General features: G+C 47.2%; 13 protein-coding genes. 8 read left to right on the top strand and 5 right to left on the bottom strand.

What is annotated here, in order from left to right:
- Positions 1-147: 147 nt before the first annotated feature.
- The 6 genes from DW947_RS08660 to DW947_RS08635 all read left to right on the top strand — a co-directional run bounded on the left by DW947_RS08660 (position 148) and on the right by DW947_RS08635 (position 7,508).
- Positions 148-549, top strand: coding sequence for a DUF3244 domain-containing protein (locus tag DW947_RS08660; protein WP_016272097.1), 402 nt, complete (start codon positions 148-150; stop codon positions 547-549).
- 71 nt (positions 550-620) lie between these two features.
- Positions 621-821 carry a TIGR04149 family rSAM-modified RiPP gene (locus DW947_RS08655; protein ID WP_016272096.1) on the top strand — a complete coding sequence of 67 codons (201 nt, stop codon included), beginning with the start codon at positions 621-623 and terminating at the stop codon, positions 819-821.
- A 91-nt stretch (positions 822-912) separates the two neighbouring features.
- On the top strand, positions 913-2,394 hold the full coding sequence (locus DW947_RS08650) for a TlpA family protein disulfide reductase (protein ID WP_117962989.1): 1,482 nt from the start codon (positions 913-915) through the stop codon (positions 2,392-2,394).
- 9 nt (positions 2,395-2,403) lie between these two features.
- Positions 2,404-4,005, top strand: coding sequence for a vitamin K epoxide reductase family protein (locus tag DW947_RS08645; RefSeq protein ID WP_016272094.1), 1,602 nt, complete (start codon positions 2,404-2,406; stop codon positions 4,003-4,005).
- Positions 4,006-4,009: 4 nt separating this feature from the next.
- Complete coding sequence (locus tag DW947_RS08640) at positions 4,010-6,196, top strand: peptidase domain-containing ABC transporter (RefSeq protein ID WP_016272093.1); 2,187 nt, start codon at positions 4,010-4,012, stop codon at positions 6,194-6,196.
- Between the two features lie 16 nt (positions 6,197-6,212).
- Entirely contained in the window at positions 6,213-7,508 is a 1,296-nt protein-coding gene (locus DW947_RS08635; protein WP_087332857.1) for an HlyD family secretion protein, read from the top strand.
- Positions 7,509-7,602: 94 nt separating this feature from the next.
- Here DW947_RS08635 and lpxA read toward each other — a convergent pair whose 3' ends face one another.
- From lpxA to DW947_RS08615, 4 genes are all read right to left on the bottom strand, one after another.
- On the bottom strand, positions 7,603-8,370 hold the full coding sequence (gene lpxA / locus DW947_RS08630) for an acyl-ACP--UDP-N-acetylglucosamine O-acyltransferase (RefSeq protein WP_005833833.1): 768 nt from the start codon (positions 8,368-8,370) through the stop codon (positions 7,603-7,605).
- Positions 8,371-8,469: 99 nt separating this feature from the next.
- The gene (locus tag DW947_RS08625; RefSeq protein ID WP_117962991.1) at positions 8,470-9,855 is read right to left on the bottom strand and encodes a TolC family protein; all 1,386 of its coding nucleotides are present in this window, start codon (positions 9,853-9,855) and stop codon (positions 8,470-8,472) included.
- Positions 9,856-9,874: 19 nt separating this feature from the next.
- Positions 9,875-13,294 (bottom strand): efflux RND transporter permease subunit, encoded by a 3,420-nt coding sequence (locus tag DW947_RS08620; protein WP_117962993.1) that lies wholly within the window; start codon positions 13,292-13,294, stop codon positions 9,875-9,877.
- A gap of 54 nt (positions 13,295-13,348) precedes the next feature.
- On the bottom strand, positions 13,349-14,524 hold the full coding sequence (locus DW947_RS08615; RefSeq protein WP_117749522.1) for an efflux RND transporter periplasmic adaptor subunit: 1,176 nt from the start codon (positions 14,522-14,524) through the stop codon (positions 13,349-13,351).
- A gap of 281 nt (positions 14,525-14,805) precedes the next feature.
- Here DW947_RS08615 and DW947_RS08610 point away from each other — a divergent pair, with 281 nt between their 5' ends.
- On the top strand, positions 14,806-16,788 hold the full coding sequence (locus DW947_RS08610) for an Ig-like domain-containing domain (protein WP_005826015.1): 1,983 nt from the start codon (positions 14,806-14,808) through the stop codon (positions 16,786-16,788).
- On the top strand, positions 16,703-17,617 hold the full coding sequence (locus DW947_RS08605) for a DUF3108 domain-containing protein (RefSeq protein ID WP_080545834.1): 915 nt from the start codon (positions 16,703-16,705) through the stop codon (positions 17,615-17,617). The genes DW947_RS08610 and DW947_RS08605 overlap by 86 nt, the downstream gene beginning before the upstream one ends.
- On the opposite strand, the gene DW947_RS08600 is transcribed toward DW947_RS08605, so the two are convergent.
- Positions 17,562-18,005, bottom strand: coding sequence for a PaaI family thioesterase (locus DW947_RS08600; protein WP_057256581.1), 444 nt, complete (start codon positions 18,003-18,005; stop codon positions 17,562-17,564). The genes DW947_RS08605 and DW947_RS08600 overlap by 56 nt on opposite strands.
- Between the last annotated feature and the right edge of the window lie 135 nt (positions 18,006-18,140).

The following is an 18,140-nucleotide window of genomic DNA, read 5'->3' as shown; positions in this document are numbered from 1 at the left end:
TACAGCACTTTATACATCACTTTATACATCACTTTATACATCACTTTATACATCACTTTATACATCACTTTATACATGTTTTATACATATCCATAAGCTAAAATAGTCCTATATTTGTGACAACGAAAACAAATAAAACGTATAAATATGAGAAGACTATTATTTATCCTGCTAACAATTTTCTCTCTTGGCAATATAGCAGTACATGCGGAGAAAGTGAATGATTGTATAAAGATTGTTCTCCAACAAACAGTTCCTGGCGACTATATACCACCTATTAATAAAGAAGGAGGTCCTGTAGTCCGTAGCATATATATGCCGATAGTAGATGCTTACCTATATAATAATGTGGTAAATGTCAGCTTCAATGAAAACATTGAGTCTGCCACTATCACTATCACCAACGAAACTACCGGTGAAACGGTCTATTCAGAGACATGTAGTAATCCTGTTACTCTTAATATAGACCTTAACGGTGAGAAGAGCGGAGAATACTCCATTGAAATAGAAACAGATGACATATTCTTGGAAGGCTACTTCAATTTATGATATTTTGTGCACTAAATATAAGCGGAATCGAAAAGCTTTAATAGAGTAGAACTAAATTAATCTTGAACACTATGAATTTTAATGACTTAAAAGCGAAAGCCCTCAATAAAAAACAAATGAGAGCTATCAAAGGTGGTTTTGGTACTTGTGGCTACAAATCTCCAAGTGGTAGAGTAGAGTGCGGTGTAACCAAAGTTCAAGCTCAATTCATGGCTACCGCCAAGGGAAATTGGTGCTGTGATAGCTGCCCTTCAAGTAGCTACTGCGGATAATCCGCAGGTTACAGAATAGGAAAATTGTTATTCAAACTAATAATTTTCCTATTCATTATTTAATATCATCATAAATTAAAAGCCTATACTTATGAAGTATATATGTATCATCTTTTTTCTGGTAATAAGCATTTCATCTTGCCGGCAACAAGCCATCAATGAGAAATGTGGAAAGAATATTGTAGTATGTTTCAATCATTACCATCCTAAGCCCCACAGGACACCGGGAGGAGTGAGACACGTGCCGATGCCTAAAGTCCTCTATACCGACAGTATAGGAACTCTTATGGAATACATGCCGGACAAAGATTTCGATACCATAACCCTCTATTCCACTGAACATTTCAAGGAGCTGGGGCTCAACTATGGGGATTTTGAGTTCAACTACTACCCTTTAATGCAAGGGGATACCATTACTATTTCAATGGATAGCCTGAACTACCCCATTTTAAGCAGCAAGCATCACCCGGAACGCAACAGAATCTATAATATGAACTATGAATTGCGTAAAGGGAGGACACACTCCGGCTTAGAAGCAAAAACATGCTTGGGAAGCGATTGGGTACGGATTGCCCAAAGCATTAACATGATACGAGCCAACAATTGGACTTCATTAATAATAGATTATTGTCCTTTGGATTCATTACAATCCATGTTCGACAGTTACAAAAAGAACTACACAGATACTATCAATTCCTTTAAAGAACAGCAACTTATCTCAAGCGAGATACACGACCGTTATCAATACCTGCTCAAGCTGAAAGACTATGAATCCCGGAGAATGCTGAATGAAGACACCGCCTTCTACCGCCAAATGGAGCCCGGAATAGCCGACAAATATATCCGTTATCCCTCCTACCGTGAATTTCTGGACTACTACCTCTGGTTTTTGAATCAGCACATCCCGACAATACGCAAATCGCAGGGAGGAAGCAACGACTGGCGTCAAACCTTCGATGAGCTATCTCCGAAAACATTTCAGCCAAAATCAAAACAAATCCTGCTTGAACGCTGCATCAAAGAAATCGGCGAAAACTTTTCGGCACAAGACGTAAACAGCTATCTTGACAAATATATCCATATCACCCAAGACACACTGCTGCCCAACAAGATAAGAGACCAATATAACTTGTCTGCCGATGCCAACCAGTTATTGCTGAAGGACATCCACGGAAAGCCTACCAACTTGAACATATTGTTGAAAAAAAACAGGGGAAAGGTCATTTATGTGGACTTTTGGGCAAGCTGGTGTGTACCCTGCCGGGAAGAAATGCCTCCATCGGCAAAGCTAAGAGAGCTGTACAAGGGAAAAGATGTGGTATTCGTCTATCTCGCCTTCAAGGACCAGGAAAGCAGCTGGAAAAAGGCAGTAGAGCAGGAAGGCTTGTCGGAAGTACCCGACAATTTCCTCATCACAAACCCAAAGAACAGTAAAATACTGGAAAAGCTAAAGCTGGAATTAATTCCCCGATACATCATTTTCGACAAACAGGGCAATATTGTTGAAGTGAATGCTCCAAGACCAAGTGACCAACAAGCGGCAACAACGATAGACAAATATTTAAAACAGTAAAGCAACAGAATGAATGCACATCAAAAAATAATAAAAGACAATGCAAGAACCATTTTGAAGATTATCACAAAATATTATGGCTGCAAATATTCTGCTGCATTATATGTAATATTGAAGGAACATCCGGATTTTCCCAGTTTCCTATCTTTCCAGTATATATTACATAGGATGGGCAAAGATAGTTTTGCCATACATACCAGTTATGAAGAACTGACAAATATACCCTCTCCTTTCATTGCTCATGTTATTACAAATGTGGATTTGTTCCTGTTTATAACAAAAGTTACTGCCGAATCTATTCAGACTATTGATGAGAAAGGAAAGATAGAAAGTATATCGAGAAAGGATTTTGAAGATATGTGGGACGGTAACATCCTTATTATGGATAACCGACCAGGTAAAATCAGTATTCCACTAAAAATGAAATTCAGCACAATCATTAAGCAAATAAAATATCCTATGCTTATATTGTGTGTAGCCATATTATTCGCATATTTACTTATTTTAAAGCACGAAGGAGGCATTCTTTTTTATCTATATCTTACAGGCGTTTTAGGAGGACTGACTGCATCCATACTTTTGTTTGTAGACCAAATAGACAAGTACAATGTACACATTAAAAAATTATGTTCAGCCACCGGAAATAAGAATAATATAGATTGTTCTTCTATCTTGGATTTCAAAGACGCATATTTCCTCGGACTTGTTTCTTGGAGCGATATAGGTTTTGTGTATTTTTTATCTCTTTTAATTGTATTACTATTCCTACCATTTGGTACAGCACAGGCACTTATAAACTTCCTGTCTGTTTGCAGTATCGGATATGTATGCTATTCTCTTTTTTATCAGAAATTCATAGCAAGAAAATGGTGTACCCTTTGCCTTTCTGTACAAGTGGTATTCGTTTTTCTGTTTATGCTAAGTATATGTACTTTAAAGATGAATTATATATACGAATTGCTACATTTGAAATCAATAATAGAAATAACGACGATCTTCGTTACTGTTACATCTATCTATATAGTCATCAAGCCGATAATTGCCACTCAAAAAGAACACACCACCTTGAAAAGAAAATACAACGAATTAATATATGACGAAAACATTTCCCAATATCTTTTTCAACAAGAACTTTGTCTTACAGATGTTGACAAAGTGAATAAAATATCAATAGGAAATCCAGATGCCGAAATATGCCTTACTCTTATTTTCAGTCCTATTTGTGTTTCATGCATAAAAGAGCTACAAAAACTAATGCCCATCCTTCAAAGAAAAGCCAATACCAAATTGGATTTAATATTTTTGTTAGACCAAAAGAAACATCCAGAATCGATAGTAATAGCTTCCCATATTCTCTCTGGCTATCAAAAGAATCCCCAATTATTTGCCATGATACTAAAAAAATATGTTGATAACTATCCTATCAGTAAAAATAAAATCCTACATAACATTAAGTTCTTGGATGAAATCCCTAAATACGAGCCTTTCATCAATGCACAAGAAAAATGGTGTATAACACATAAGTTTTACACTACACCCATTCTATTTATTAATGGGAGGAAATTTCCAAGCTATTATAACATCAAAGATATTGACTTTTTATATAGTTAATCAAATGAAATCCTTTCCTCACTACTCCCAGCACGACGTGATGGACTGCGGCCCCACCTGCCTGCGCATGGTGTCCGCCTTCTATGGCAAGCGCTATTCTTTGGAAGGTCTGAGGGAAAAGTCATTCATCACTCGCGAAGGTGTCTCTATGCTGGGTATCAGCGAAGCGGCTGAGAAGATTGGATTTCGGAGCATCTGTGTGCAAGTGAGCTACGAAATGCTGCAAGAAGCCCCTTTACCTTGTATCGTCCACTGGAACCAGCAACATTTCGTCGTGGTCTACCGGATGAACGACAAGCATGTATGGGTGGCCGACCCCGGAGCAGGCAAGCTGAAATACACCCGGGAAGAATTCTGCCGTTGCTGGCTCAGCGCCAAAACGGACGGAGAAGATACGGGAGTGGCACTGTTGCTGGAACCTACACCGGAATTCTATGCACAAGAAGATGAGGGGGAAAAGACAAACTATAAAGGCTTCGGCTTCCTCTATTCTTACTTGCGCCCCTACAAGCAACTGGTGGGACAACTGCTGCTGGGGTTGCTGCTGGGCAGCATGATACAGCTGATGCTCCCCTTCCTCACGCAGAGCATCGTGGACTTCGGCATCAACAACCAAAATCTCGGATTTATCTACCTGGTGCTCATTGCCCAACTGATGCTGTCCTTCAGCAGCAGCGCCGTGGAGTTCATACGCGGATGGATATTGCTGCATCTGGGCACACGCATCAACATCGCCCTGATTTCGGACTTCCTCATCAAGATGATGAAGCTCCCTATGGGCTACTTCGACACCAAGATGACGGGCGACATCCTGCAACGCATCAACGACCACACGCGCATACAGAACTTCCTGACCGGAAGCAGCCTCAGCGTGGCGTTCTCCACCTTCAACATCCTGATATTCGGCATCGTGCTGCTGGTGTACAGCGGCATGATTTTCCTTATCTTCATGGGAGGGAGCGCACTCTACATCTCCTACGTCTGGCTCTTCATGAAGAAACGGGCGGAACTGGACCACAAGCGGTTTGCCCAGCAGAGCGCCAACCAGAGCACGGTGGTGCAGCTGGTGAACGGCATGCAGGAGATAAAGCTGAGTGCCTGCGAGCAGCAGAAGCGGTGGGAATGGGAACGCATACAGGCACGGCTGTTCAAAGTGAACATCCGGAGCCTTGCGCTGAGGCAGTACCAGGACTCGGGAGCGGTACTGATAAACCAGACCAAGAACATAGTAATCACGGGACTGGTGGCCTCGCTGGTGGTACAAGGGGAAATGACACTGGGCATGATGCTCTCCGTGCAGTACATCATCGGACAACTGAACAGTCCGATAAACGAACTCATCACCTTTGCCCGCGACATGCAGGACGCGCGCCTCAGCACAAACCGCCTGGGCGAGGTGCGGGACAGCCCCGATGAAGAAGACCCCACAAAAGACCTGATAAGGGAGATACCCACAGGGAAAGACCTGCGGATAGAAAACCTGAGTTTCAAATACGACCCGCTCGGCGAAACGCCCACCTTAGACAACATCAGTCTGGAAATCGCATCGGGCAGACAGACAGCCATCGTAGGAATGAGCGGAAGCGGAAAGACCACGCTGGTGAAGCTGCTATTAGGATTCTATCCGCCTGCAAGCGGACAGATACTGCTGGGCGACACCTCGCTGGAGAACTTCAGCATCCGCGAGTGGCGCAAACGGTGCGGCGTGGTGATGCAGGACGGGTTCATCTTCTCGGACAGCATTGCCGGCAACATCGCCCCCGGGGTGGAGCACATCGACAAGGAACGCCTGCGGCATGCGGCGGAAGTGGCAAACATACACGGATTCATCGAGGGACTGCCATTGGGATACAACACCCGGATAGGCCAGGAAGGGCACGGATTGAGCCAGGGACAGAAACAGCGCATACTCATCGCCCGCGCCGTGTACAAGAACCCGGAATTCATCTTCTTCGACGAAGCCACCAACGCACTGGATGCCAACAACGAGCGCATCATCATGGAGAACCTGCAGCGCTTCTTCGAAGGAAGGACATCGGTAGTGGTGGCCCACCGGCTGAGTACCGTGCGGAATGCAGACCGGATAGTGGTGATAGAGCAGGGACGGATAGCGGAAACGGGGACGCACGAGGAACTGATAGCGAGGGAAGGAAGGTATTATAAGCTGGTGAAGAATCAGCTGGAGCTTTGAGAATGGAAAGTTGAAAATGGAAAACGGGAGGAAGGACATAGAATTGCGGAGTGAGGAGGTGCAGGAGATACTGACCCGTCCGCCGCATGCACTGGTACGATGGGGCATCACGGTGTTCTTCGTGGTGCTGGCACTCTTCTTCATAGGCGGGTGTTTCTTTAAATATCCCGACGTGATAAGTGCTTCCATTACCATCACTACGGAGCATCCGCCGATATGGATGGTGGCACGGGGAAGCGGGAAAATAAAGGAGGTGTACCACAAGGACCGGGATTCCGTGTGGACGGGAAACATCATCGCCGTACTGGAGAATCCTGTCGTGACGGAAGACGTGCTGCGCCTGAAGGAGCAGCTGGCATCCTTCAATCCGGCAGACAGCAGCGTCTGCACCGCGCAGTTCCCGGAGAAGCTGTCCCTGGGAAGCATACAGAACGCCTACGCCTCTTTCCTGAAAAGCCTGACGGACTACCGCAACTTCCTCTCACTGAATCTGTACGAACAGAAGGTGGAGGCCACCCGCCGGGAGTTGCAGGAATACCGCAACTACATCGCCCACCTGAACAGACAAGCAGAACTGGACAAGGAACAAGTGCGGATAGCTTCTACCGTACACAACCGCGAGAAGCAACTTTTTGATGAAGGGCTGACTGCACAATCGGAATACGAGGAAGCCAAACAAACATTCTTGAACAAGCAGCAGAGCCGGGAACAGCTAATGACCTCACTGTCTTCCGCCAGAATACAGGAAGCGCAGTTGCAGCAAAGCATCATCGAAACACAAATGGAGCAAAGCCGGGAGTCCAACAACTTGAATGTGGCCCTGAAAACTGCCTACAACGAATTGCAAGTCAGCATCAATGATTGGGAACTGGCTTATCTCTTCGTCAGCCCGGCAAACGGCATACTCTCCTACAACCACATCTGGCAAAAGAACCAGAACGTCAGTAGCGGAGACAAGGTGTTCTCCATCGTAGCCAAAGCCCCGGGAAGCATCATCGGAAAGATAAAACTTCCCGCCGGAGGTTCGGGTAAAGTAATGCCCGGACAGCGGGTAAACATCAGCGTGACCGGTTATCCATACATGGAGTTCGGTTTCCTGACGGGGAAGGTAATGTCCGTCTCGTTGTTGGCAGACGATGAAAGCGCCTATACCGTCACCATAAGCCTGCCGCAAGACTTATGCACTTCCTATGGTAAACAGCTGGAATTCAAAGGAGAACTGACCGGTATGGCAGAGGTCATGACAGACGAACGAAGTGTGACTGAAAGATTGCTTAGTCCGTTGAGATATTTGTGGGAGAAATATCTGTAAAGGTCTTTAGAAAAAGGCACGAACTACGCAAACTTACAGAAAAGAATTTATCCATCCGTAATAGTCTGCGTGATTCGTGCCCGAAGAAGGGTTTTTACTTCACGATTCCTTTGGAATTCTTGATGAAGTTGATGATATTGTGTATCTCGTCACTCATCGGTACTTGGTCTTCAATCTTCTGCAAGGCATCCTGCACGCTGAAGTTTCCCTGGTATACCAGACGGTAGGCATTTACGATATGGCGCAATACACGTTCGGTCACCTGGTGTTTGTGTTGAAGCACAGCAGCGTTGATACCGTGGTATTCCGCCGGATTACCGTTCATGATGATATAAGGCGGTACATCCTTTGATATGCGGCAGCCTGCTTGGATCAGTACCCAACTTCCAATGTGGCAGTATTGGTGCAGAATGACGTTGCTGCTCAGAATGGTGCAGTCGTCTATCTGACATTCTCCGGCTACGGTAGTCTTGATGCCCAGTACACAATGGTTGCCTATCTGCACGTCGTGGCAGAGGTGTACACCATCCATCAGGTAGTTTTCATTGCCGATGCGGGTAGCGCTTCCTGCATGGGTAGCACGGCTGACAACCACGTTCTCGCGGATGTCGTTATTATCACCGATAATCAGCATGCTGTTCTCTCCCGTATAATGGAAGTCTTGCGGTTCGGCACCCAGAACGGCATTGTGATGCACTTTGTTCCCTTTTCCCATGCGGGTACCGTGCAGAATTTTTGCCCCCGACATAATAATACAGTCATCACCGATTTCCACGTTCCCTTCGATAAAAGCAAAGGGCTGGATGGTTACATTCTTGCCGATTTTTGCGGCAGAATCTACATAAGCTAACGGACTTATCATAGTAATTAGCGATTAATGATTAATGATTAGTGATAAATGGTTAGTGATTAGGATTTACTATTTCATTAATCGCTAACCACTAATCACTTATCGCTCATTTTATTCTCTTCCTCCTCCAAGCGCTTGATACAGGCTGATAACCGCCTGCATGCTGCTGAAGGTGTCGGATACTTCTGCAAGCTGTGCGCTGAGATAAGACTGCTCGGCAGACAAGACTTCCAGATAAGTCGACGTGCCTAAGTTAAACAAATCTTTTGTATCTGAGGCAGCTTGGCGGGCAGAATTTACTTGAATAGTGCGTGAAACGGCTTTGTCCTTCTCCATTTGATACAGATGCAGGGCGTTGCTCACTTCATTTCCGGCATTCAGCAGGGCGGTTTGGAACTGAATCTTAGCCTGCTCCTCTTGTGCCTTGGCTTGTTTCAGACGGGCAATGTTGGCACCGCGATAGAACAAGGGTTGCGTCAGCGAACCGATGGCGGAAGCCAGCAGTTTGCCCGGGTTGACGATACCTGCACCGGAGTTATTGGTCCAGCCTCCCGAACCGCTCAATGTAATCTGCGGGTAGAAAGCGGCACGGGCGCTATTGGTGTTATAGTAGTTGGCAGCCAGTGACATCTCGGCAGCTTTCACGTCCGGACGGTTGGATAGCAACTGCAAGGGGATACCTACTGAAAATTCCGTAGGCAGCTGCTGCTCTTCCAGCACACCGCGTGCGATGCTCTGTGCCGGTTGGTGCAACATCAGGCAGAGGGCGTTTTCGGTTTCGCGTATGCTCTGGCGTATGTCGGGCAGTGATGCCATAACTTGAGCGTAGGCAGTGCGGCTCTGCTCTACGGCAGCAGAAGTGGTTCCGTAGATGCCTGCATCTTTCATGGCTTGCACGGTCTCCAGGTTCTTTTTCAGAATCTCGACGGTGCCTTCGGTGATTTGGAGTTGGCGGTCCAGCATCAGCAGGGTGTAGTACATGTTGGCTACGCCGGCGATGACTTGCGTCTGAACGGCTTGTTCGTAGAACTGCGTCTGCTTCAAGCTAACCTTTGCTTGTCGCTTCGGGTTCAGCAGTTGACCGAAGAGGTCGACTTGCCAGCTTGCGGTGACGGGCAGGGAGTAGATTTGTGTAGCCTTTCCCTTGTCCCAGCTGCTGACGGTTCCTTGCGGAGACAAGGCAAGCGTCGGAGCATAGGCAAGACGGGCAGACATCAGTGCGGCTTGTGCTTGTTTCACGTTTAAAGCGGCACTGCGTAGGTCACCGTTGTTGGTGAGTGCTTGCTCGATAAGTGCCTGCAGCTGTGGGTCTGTGAACACTTCTCTCCAAGGCAGATTACCGAAGTTGGCTGTATCTGCGGCTAATGTATCGTTCACGGACGCCGTGTCGCGATACAGTCCGGCAGTTGTTATGTCTTCGGGTCTGTCGTATGATTTGTAGATGTGGCAACTGCTCAATAAAGCAGTTGCGCACATCAGGCATATTATTTTCTTCATAATCGCTAATCGTTAATCACTATTTTGTATATTGTTCAATCTCAGGTTCTGCATCCGAGTTGTCCACATCTTCCCATTCCATCGGCTTGAATTTCTCCTGCAGGTACTGGAATGCCACGAACAGTGCGGGCACTATGAAGATTTGCAGAATCATACCGATTAACATACCGCCGATGGCAGACGTACCCAGCGTACGGTTACCGTTGGCACCCGCACCGGAAGCAAACATCAGCGGAAGCAGGCCGACAATCATTGCCAACGACGTCATCAAGATAGGACGCAGACGGGCTGCGGCACCCAATACGGCTGCCCAGGTGATACTCATACCCATTCTGCGGCGTTCGAGGGCAAACTCTACAATCAAGATGGCATTCTTGGCCAACAGACCCATCAACATGATGAGGGCAATCTGCATATAGATGTCATTGGACATCGTACCCAGAATCATTTTCAGTGCCGGGATGCTGCCCAATGCGCCTATACCGCCTACAAAGAGGAAGCTACCCAGCAGACCGAACGGCACGGACAGCAATACGGATAAAGGCAGGATGTAGCTTTCGTACTGGGCACTCAGCAACAGATAAACGAATACGAAGCACAATATGAAGATGAGTCCCGTAGTGCTGCCACTCGTTTCGGCCTCTTCACGCGCCATACCTCCCAACTCATAACCGAAACCGGCAGGCAGGTTTTCCTGCGCCACTTCGGCAATGGCTTGCAGAGCCTGACCGGAAGTGTAGCCTGATGCGGGAGCCACCATCACCTTCATGGAGGTGTAGAGGTTAAAACGGCTGATGACGTCAGGACCATATACTTTCTTGATGGAGATGAACTGCGTGATAGGTGCCATCTCGTTGCCGTTGCGCACCTTGATGCTTTGCAGTGTTTCCATATTCTTGGTAGCATCAGGTTCGGCTTGTACCATTACGCGGTACATCTTACCGAAGCTGTTGAAGTTGGAAGCATACAAACCACCGTAATATCCCTGCAAGGTAGTCAAGATGTCATTGGGGCTGATGCCTGCTTTCTTACAAGCGGCAGCGTCAATGTCCAGCTGGTATTGCGGGAAGTGAGGGTTGAAGGATGTCTTGGCAGAGTTGATTTCAGGGCGTGCTTCCAGGGCTGCGTTATAGTTGTTCACTACGTCGAAGAAGTGGTTCAAATCACCACCCGTCTTGTCCTGCATGTTCAACTCGATGTCGCTTGAAGCCGAGTAACCCGGAATCATAGGCGGCGCGAAGAACAATACCTGCGCTTCCTTGATAATCTTTTGGGCGCGCATGTACAAAGTGGCGTACACAATCGTGGAGTTCTGCATCGTGGAACGTTCTTCCCAGTTCTTCAGCTTGATGATGAGTGAACCGTAGGAGGGGCCTTGACCGCCCAAGAAGCTATAACCTGAGATAACGGTACGTGACTGTACGGCAGGGTCTGCAGCAACCAAGCTGTCCACACGGTTCAAAATCTCTTGTGCGCGTTCTTGTGAAGTGCCCGGAGGCAGTGTCACAGCGCCCATGATGGTACCGGTGTCTTCGTTGGGCACCATACCGGTCGGGGTTATCTGCATGAATACGCCCAACAGTACAATAGAGCCGATAACCAGTCCTGCCGATATCCAGCGTTTCTGGATGAAGAACAGCACTTGTTTCTTATACTTGCCCAGGATACCGTTGTATGAGTCATTGAAGGACTGTTTGAACTTGTCGGTAGTCATACCTGCTAACGCCAGCACACTGATGATAATCATCAAGCTACACAGAATGGGGTGTTCGCTGAAGCTGAACAGACCGAAAATCATGCCCAGGATAGCTACCGTCACGAAGAGCAGTGTAATGCCGGGACGCATCAACCGGCCTATAGAGTCGGCATAACGTGCAATCATAATCTTGCGCGCTTCCTTGGCGGCAACGCCTACACGCTCTTTCAGACTTTCGTGTCCGCCGTTGTGAGGTTTCAGGAAGATGGCACACAGCGCAGGACTCAGGGTCAGGGCGTTCAGAGCCGAGAAACCGATGGCAATCGCCATGGTCAAACCGAACTGACGGTAGAAAGTACCTGCCGTACCTCCCATGAAGCTCACGGGAACGAATACGGACATCATCACCAACGTAATGGAGACGATGGCACCACCCAGTTCACTCATGGCGTCGATGGAAGCTGTACGGGCCGATTTGTAGCCCTGGTCCAGCTTGGCATGGACGCCCTCGACGACGACGATGGCATCATCGACCACAATCGCAATGGCAAGCACCATGGCCGAAAGGGTCAGCAAGTTGATACTGAAGCCAATCAGTTTCAATACAAAGAAGGTGGCAATCAACGCCACGGGAATGGCGATGGCGGGAATCAACGTGGAGCGCATATCCTGCAGGAAGATATACACTACGATGAACACCAGGATAAAGGCCTCGATCAATGTCTTGATTACCTCATGTATGGAAGCGAAGAGGAAGTCGTTGGCACTCTGTGCAATGTTTATCTTCAAGCCGGCGGGCAGTTTGCTGGAATAGTCGTCCAGCAGGGCCTCGATATCCGAGATGGTCTGCGTGGCATTACTGCCTGCCATCTGGAAAATGATACAACTCACGGCTTTATGCCCGTTTACCATATTGTTGAATCCGTATGACAGACGACCCAGTTCTACACTTGCTACGTCCTTCAAACGGAGTATTTCACCGTTCTCCAAAGCCTTGATGACAATGTTCTCAAACTCCGTAGTCTGTTGCAGACGTCCTTTGTAACGCAGGGTATACTGGTAGGTTTGGTTACCGCGCTCACCCAACTGGCCGGGAGCCGCTTCGATGTTCTGTTCGCTCAAGGCGGCAACCACATCGTTGGGGATAAGTTTGTATTGGGCCATTACATCAGGTTTCAGCCAGATACGCATGGAGTAGTCTTGTCCCAATACCATGGCATCGCCCACACCGTTGACACGTTTCACCTCAGGGATAAGGTTGATGTTGGCGTAGTTTTCCAGGAACTCGATGTTGTACTGGTCTTTTTCATCATAGATGGAGAATACCATCAACATGGAAGTCTGGCGTTTACGGGTGGTTACACCGATTTTGGTAACTTCGGCAGGCAGCAAGCCTTGCGCCATGGAAACGCGGTTCTGTACGTTCACCGCTGCCATATCGGGGTCGGTACCTTGCTTGAAGTAGATGGAGATGTCGCCCGAACCGCTGTTGGTGGCGCTCGAACTCATATACATCATATTTTCCACACCGTTAATCTGGTCCTCCAGCGGAGCGATAACGGAGTTAAGCACCGTTTGGGCATTGGCACCTTGGTAAGTCGCACTTACCGATACGGTGGGAGGTGCAATGTCCGGGTATTGGGTGATAGGCAAGGTAGCCAGACCAATAACTCCTAAGATTACTATCAGGATGGAAATTACCGTTGATAGTACCGGACGGTTAATAAATCTATCTAATTTCATTTCATGAACAATTAAGGAATTAAAAATTGAAGAATTTTTTTATTTTTCATTCTTTCATTGAAACGCAGTCTGAATATTGCCTTCTTTCTGGTCTTTCAGGGCCTTCTGGTATTCAGCTTCCTTTTCAGCAGGCGTGATAGGCGTGATGGACTGTCCGTCCTTCAGGTTCTGTACCCCTTCGATAACGATTTTTTCGCCTGCTTTCAAACCTTCCGTCACGTAATAATACTTGCCGTCGTCTAAGCTGAACACTTTGACTTCGGTATTTTTCAGCGTATTGTCCGGTTGCAGTACGAATACGAACTGCTTGTCCTGGATTTCGGTAGTGGCGGTTTGTGGAATCATGATGACATCATGCAGCGGGTTGGGGAATACCACATTGCCGGTGCTTCCGCTACGCAACACGTTGTGCTTGTTGGGGAAGAGGGCACGCATGGTTACCGAACCGGTAGTCTGGTCAATGACTCCGCTGATTGTCTCCACGCGGCCACTGTCGGCATACATGGTTCCGTCGATGAGCTGCAACTGTACATTCGGCATCTTTTCCAGAATTTCCTTGGTGCTACCGCCTTCACGAATCTGTGACAAGAGTTGGCGTTCGGTCATGGAGAAGTAGGCGTACATTTCGGAGATGTCGGCAACGGTAGTCAGCGGGCTGGCTACGGAAGGACTAACCAAGCTACCTACGCGGTAGGGAATGCTACCTACTACACCGTCACTGGGGCTGGTTACACTGGTGTATGACAAGTTGTTCTTGGCATTGACCAATTGGGCATTGGCTTGTGCTAGTTGTGCCTTTGTCTGTGCCAGCTGGTTTTCGGCCATTTGCAAATCGTAGTCACTGATGATGTTTTTCTTGTTCAGTTCACGTTTGTTGTTTACAGTCAGTTCTTGTGTGTTTACGGCAGCTTTGGCTGTTTCAACAGCAGCTTTGGCCGAATTTACGGCTGCCTGATACTGTACGGGGTCGATGCTGAACAACACTTGTCCTTTGCGCACTGTTGCGCCTTCATCCACGTGCAATTTTGTGATGAACCCACTCACCATCGGGCGGATTTCTACATCTTGTTTACCCTTGATAGTAGCAGGGTAGCTGTTTGTCAAGTTGGCAGTGGTGGTCTTTGCCTCAATCACTGCAAATTCGGGAGCTTTACCCGTTCCTTTGTCGCCTTGTCCGCAACTGCTGAGCAGTGCCAGGCAACATGCCAATAATACTAATCTACTCTTCATACTCTTTTTTGTTCTCTGTATAATTTTATATTCTTCTTTTTTTCGATTCTTGAAAGGCGTTTTTGTGTGTAATTCATGATTTAGAAATAAGGCAGGAAAAAGAAAACTGAATACTCCTATTCAGTTTTCGTCTGCAAAAATATTCTTTTCTTAGTATATAAGGTGTGAAACACTTCCTTTTTTAACTATGTTTCATACATAGATGAGAACGAAAGGACATTTTTTGATTAAAATACTGTAAAGCATACCGCTAATTGGCAGATAACCTTTATTTTTGCAGCATGTTAGAACGTAAACGCCATACTAAAATGAAGCCGCTTTTCCGCAGGTTGTTGGGGGGTGTTGCCATAGCTGCCGCACTGTATTCTTGTGCCAGTGTGGGCCGTATTGAAGGAGGACCTTATGATGAGACTCCTCCGCGTTTTATTTCCGGTACTCCCACGCCCGGCGCACTCCATCACAATAAAAATAAACTTTCCATTGAGTTCGATGAATTTATCAAGCTTGACAAGCCGAATGAGAAGATTGTAATATCCCCTCCGCAGGTGCAGCAGCCCGAAATTAAGTCTAATGGGAAGAAGGTGGTCATCACTCTGCAGGATACATTGAAACCCAATACTACTTATACATTCGATTTTGGTGATGCCATCCAGGATAATAATGAGGGGAATCCCTTGGAGAATTTCTTCTATTCTTTCTCTACGGGCGACCGTCTCGACTCTATGGCTGTGGCCGGTACAGTACTGAATGCGGCCAATCTTGAACCGGTGAAAGGAATGCTGGTCGGTCTGCATGCCAATCTGGCCGACTCCGCTTTTACCAAACTTCCTTTTGAGCGGGTGGGGCGTACGGACAGTCGCGGACGCTTCTCTATCCGTGGAGTGGCTCCCGGCAAGTATCGCATTTATGCCTTGCAGGATGCCGACCAGAATTTTGCCTATTCCCAGCCGACGGAAGTGATAGCTTTTAATGACTCTATCATCATTCCTTCCATGGAAGAGCGCATGCGCCAGGATACGACTTGGATAGACTCGCTGACAGTAGATACGATTGTAGAACGTCAATATACCCACTACCTTCCGGATGATGTTCTGCTGCGTGCTTTCAAGGAGCTTTCCTTCTCGCAACGTTTTTTGAAGGCCGAACGGTTGACTCCGGAGAAGTTTTCGCTCTATTTCACTGCTCCGGCAGACACGTTGCCTTTATTGAAAGGATTGAACTTTAATGAGGAAGATGCGTTTGTTATAGAACAGCCTACCGGCCGGAACGATACGATTCATTATTGGATAAAGGATTCTCTGCTCTATAAGCAGGATTCCCTGAAAATGAGTATCACCTATTTGTATACGGATAGCCTGAAACGATTGGTACCCCGTACCGATACTTTGAATGTGCTGGCGAAGTTGACATACGACAAGCAGCAGAAGCAGAAGCAGGAAGCGAAGGAAAAGGAACAGAAAGAGCGTGAGAAGAAAAAGAAGAAGTTGAAGGAAGGTGAGGTGGAAGAGCCCGAGCCGACGGAATTCCTGGCTGTAGATGTGTATGCCCCTTCTGCAATCGATGTATATGATTATCTTACTCTGTCGTTTACGGAGCCGGTGGCAAGCATAGATACCACCGCTTTCCATCTGAAACTGAAAGTGGACTCGTTGTGGCAGGATATCCCGTTCGACTTTATGCGCGACTCTTTGGACTTGAAGCGTTATAATCTGTTTGCCGAATGGGCACCCGGCGAAAGCTATACATTTGAAGTGGATTCTGCTGCCATACGCGGGTTGTACGGGTTGTTCTCCGACAAGATAAAGAAGGACTTCAAGGCCAAGAAGCTGGAAGAGTACGGGCAGATATTCTTTAATGTGCATGGAGCGGACTCTCTGGCTTTTGTGGAACTACTGGACGGTCAGGACAAAGTGCTGCGCACGGTGCCGGTGGTGGATGGGAAAGCCGATTTCTATTTCCTCAATCCGGGCAAATATGGAGCGCGGCTGATAAATGATACGAATGGGAATGGCGTCTGGGATACGGGAAACTATGCCGAGAAGCGCCAGCCTGAAATGGTTTACTATTATCCGATGGTTCTGGAGCTTAAAGCGAACTTTGATTTGACCCAGGAATGGGATATTAAGGCCAAGTCCCTGGATAGGCAGAAGCCGGACGAACTAAAAAAACAAAAACCAGATGAAGACAAGAAAAAGCAAAACAGGAACAAAAATAACCGCAGTGGCAATAGCAGCCGCAACAGTGGTAGAGGCCATAGCTATTAGGCGGAAGCAATTGTTCATTCTATTAATGGTGGGAGCGGTCTGTTTGGGAACCTCCCAGTCTGTTCAGGCCCAATGTACTGCAAAGAATGAAGCTTTCCAGTCGGGCGAGCATGTCATGTACGATTTATATTTCAATTGGAAGTTCATTTGGAAGAAGGTGGGTCTGGCAAGCCTCACTACCAATGCCACGACTTACCATTCCGAGCCTGCATTTCGCTTTAACTTGCTTTGTGTAGGCAGTAAAAAGACCGATTTTTTCTTCAAGATGCGTGATACGTTGACTTGTTATGTCAGCGATAGGTTGGAGCCGCTCTACTTCCGTAAAGCGGCGGAGGAGGGAAGCCGCCATACGGTGGACGAGGCTTGGTTCTCCTACTCGGACGGACTGGCGAATGTAAAGCAGAGACGCACCTGGCACAATCCCGTGCGTGAGGCTCAGGAGATGGAATACAGTGATAGTCGCTGTATCTTCGATATGTTGAGCATTTTGGCGCAGGCGCGCTCTTATGACCCTAAAGACTACAAGGTAGGGCAGAAGATACTCTTTCCCATGGCCACGGGACGCAGGGTGGAAGAGCAGACGTTGATTTACCGCGGCAAGGAGGAGGTCAAGGCGAATAACGACACCGTTTACCGCTGCTTGGTATTCTCTTTCGTAGAGTACAAGAAAGGTAAGGAGAAGGAGGTCATCACCTTCTTCGTATCCGATGATAAGAACCACCTTCCCATTCGCTTGGACATGTATTTGAATTTCGGTTCGGCCAAGGCATTCTTCAAGAGTGTCCGGGGCAACCGCTATCCGATGACGTCTGTGGTAAGGAAAAAGTGATGTTATCCCCTTTTCTAAATACACTGGATTCGAAAGTGGCAATCAGTTTTCCCTCCTGGTTGGTGACGTCGATCTGGTAATATCCGGTGGTGCGGCCGATGTAGCGTTCGCGTGCTTCGGCATACAGTACATCGCCCGGTCCGCTGCTGCGCAGGAAGGTGATATTGGACGAAAGAGAGAAGGCCAATGTTCCGTGGGAGTTGGCTGCTGCTGCCAGTGCCAGGTCGGCAAGGGTGAAGATGGCCCCTCCTTGCGTACGGCCTCCTGCATTGAGATGCTCTGCCGTGATAACCAGGCGTGCCTTGCTGTATCCTTCCTTTATTTCTATCAGTTCTACACTTGCATTCGTGGCGAAGCGGTCGTTCTTAAAAAACTCTTGTGCGGTCATGGGGAGTAATGATTAATGTTTAGTGATTAATGATTAATGGGTGGAAAATATGTGCTTCCGGACGCAAAAGTAACGATTTTAGCCATTAATTGAATTATTTAGGCGGGTCAAATCTGTACACTTGCTCTACTTTTG

The organism is Bacteroides sp. AM44-19 (assembly GCF_003603395.1).
Lineage (GTDB): Bacteria > Bacteroidota > Bacteroidia > Bacteroidales > Bacteroidaceae > Bacteroides > Bacteroides uniformis.
Note: the sequence above shows the minus strand (reverse complement) of the source record. Positions and strands in the feature narration are given on the sequence as shown.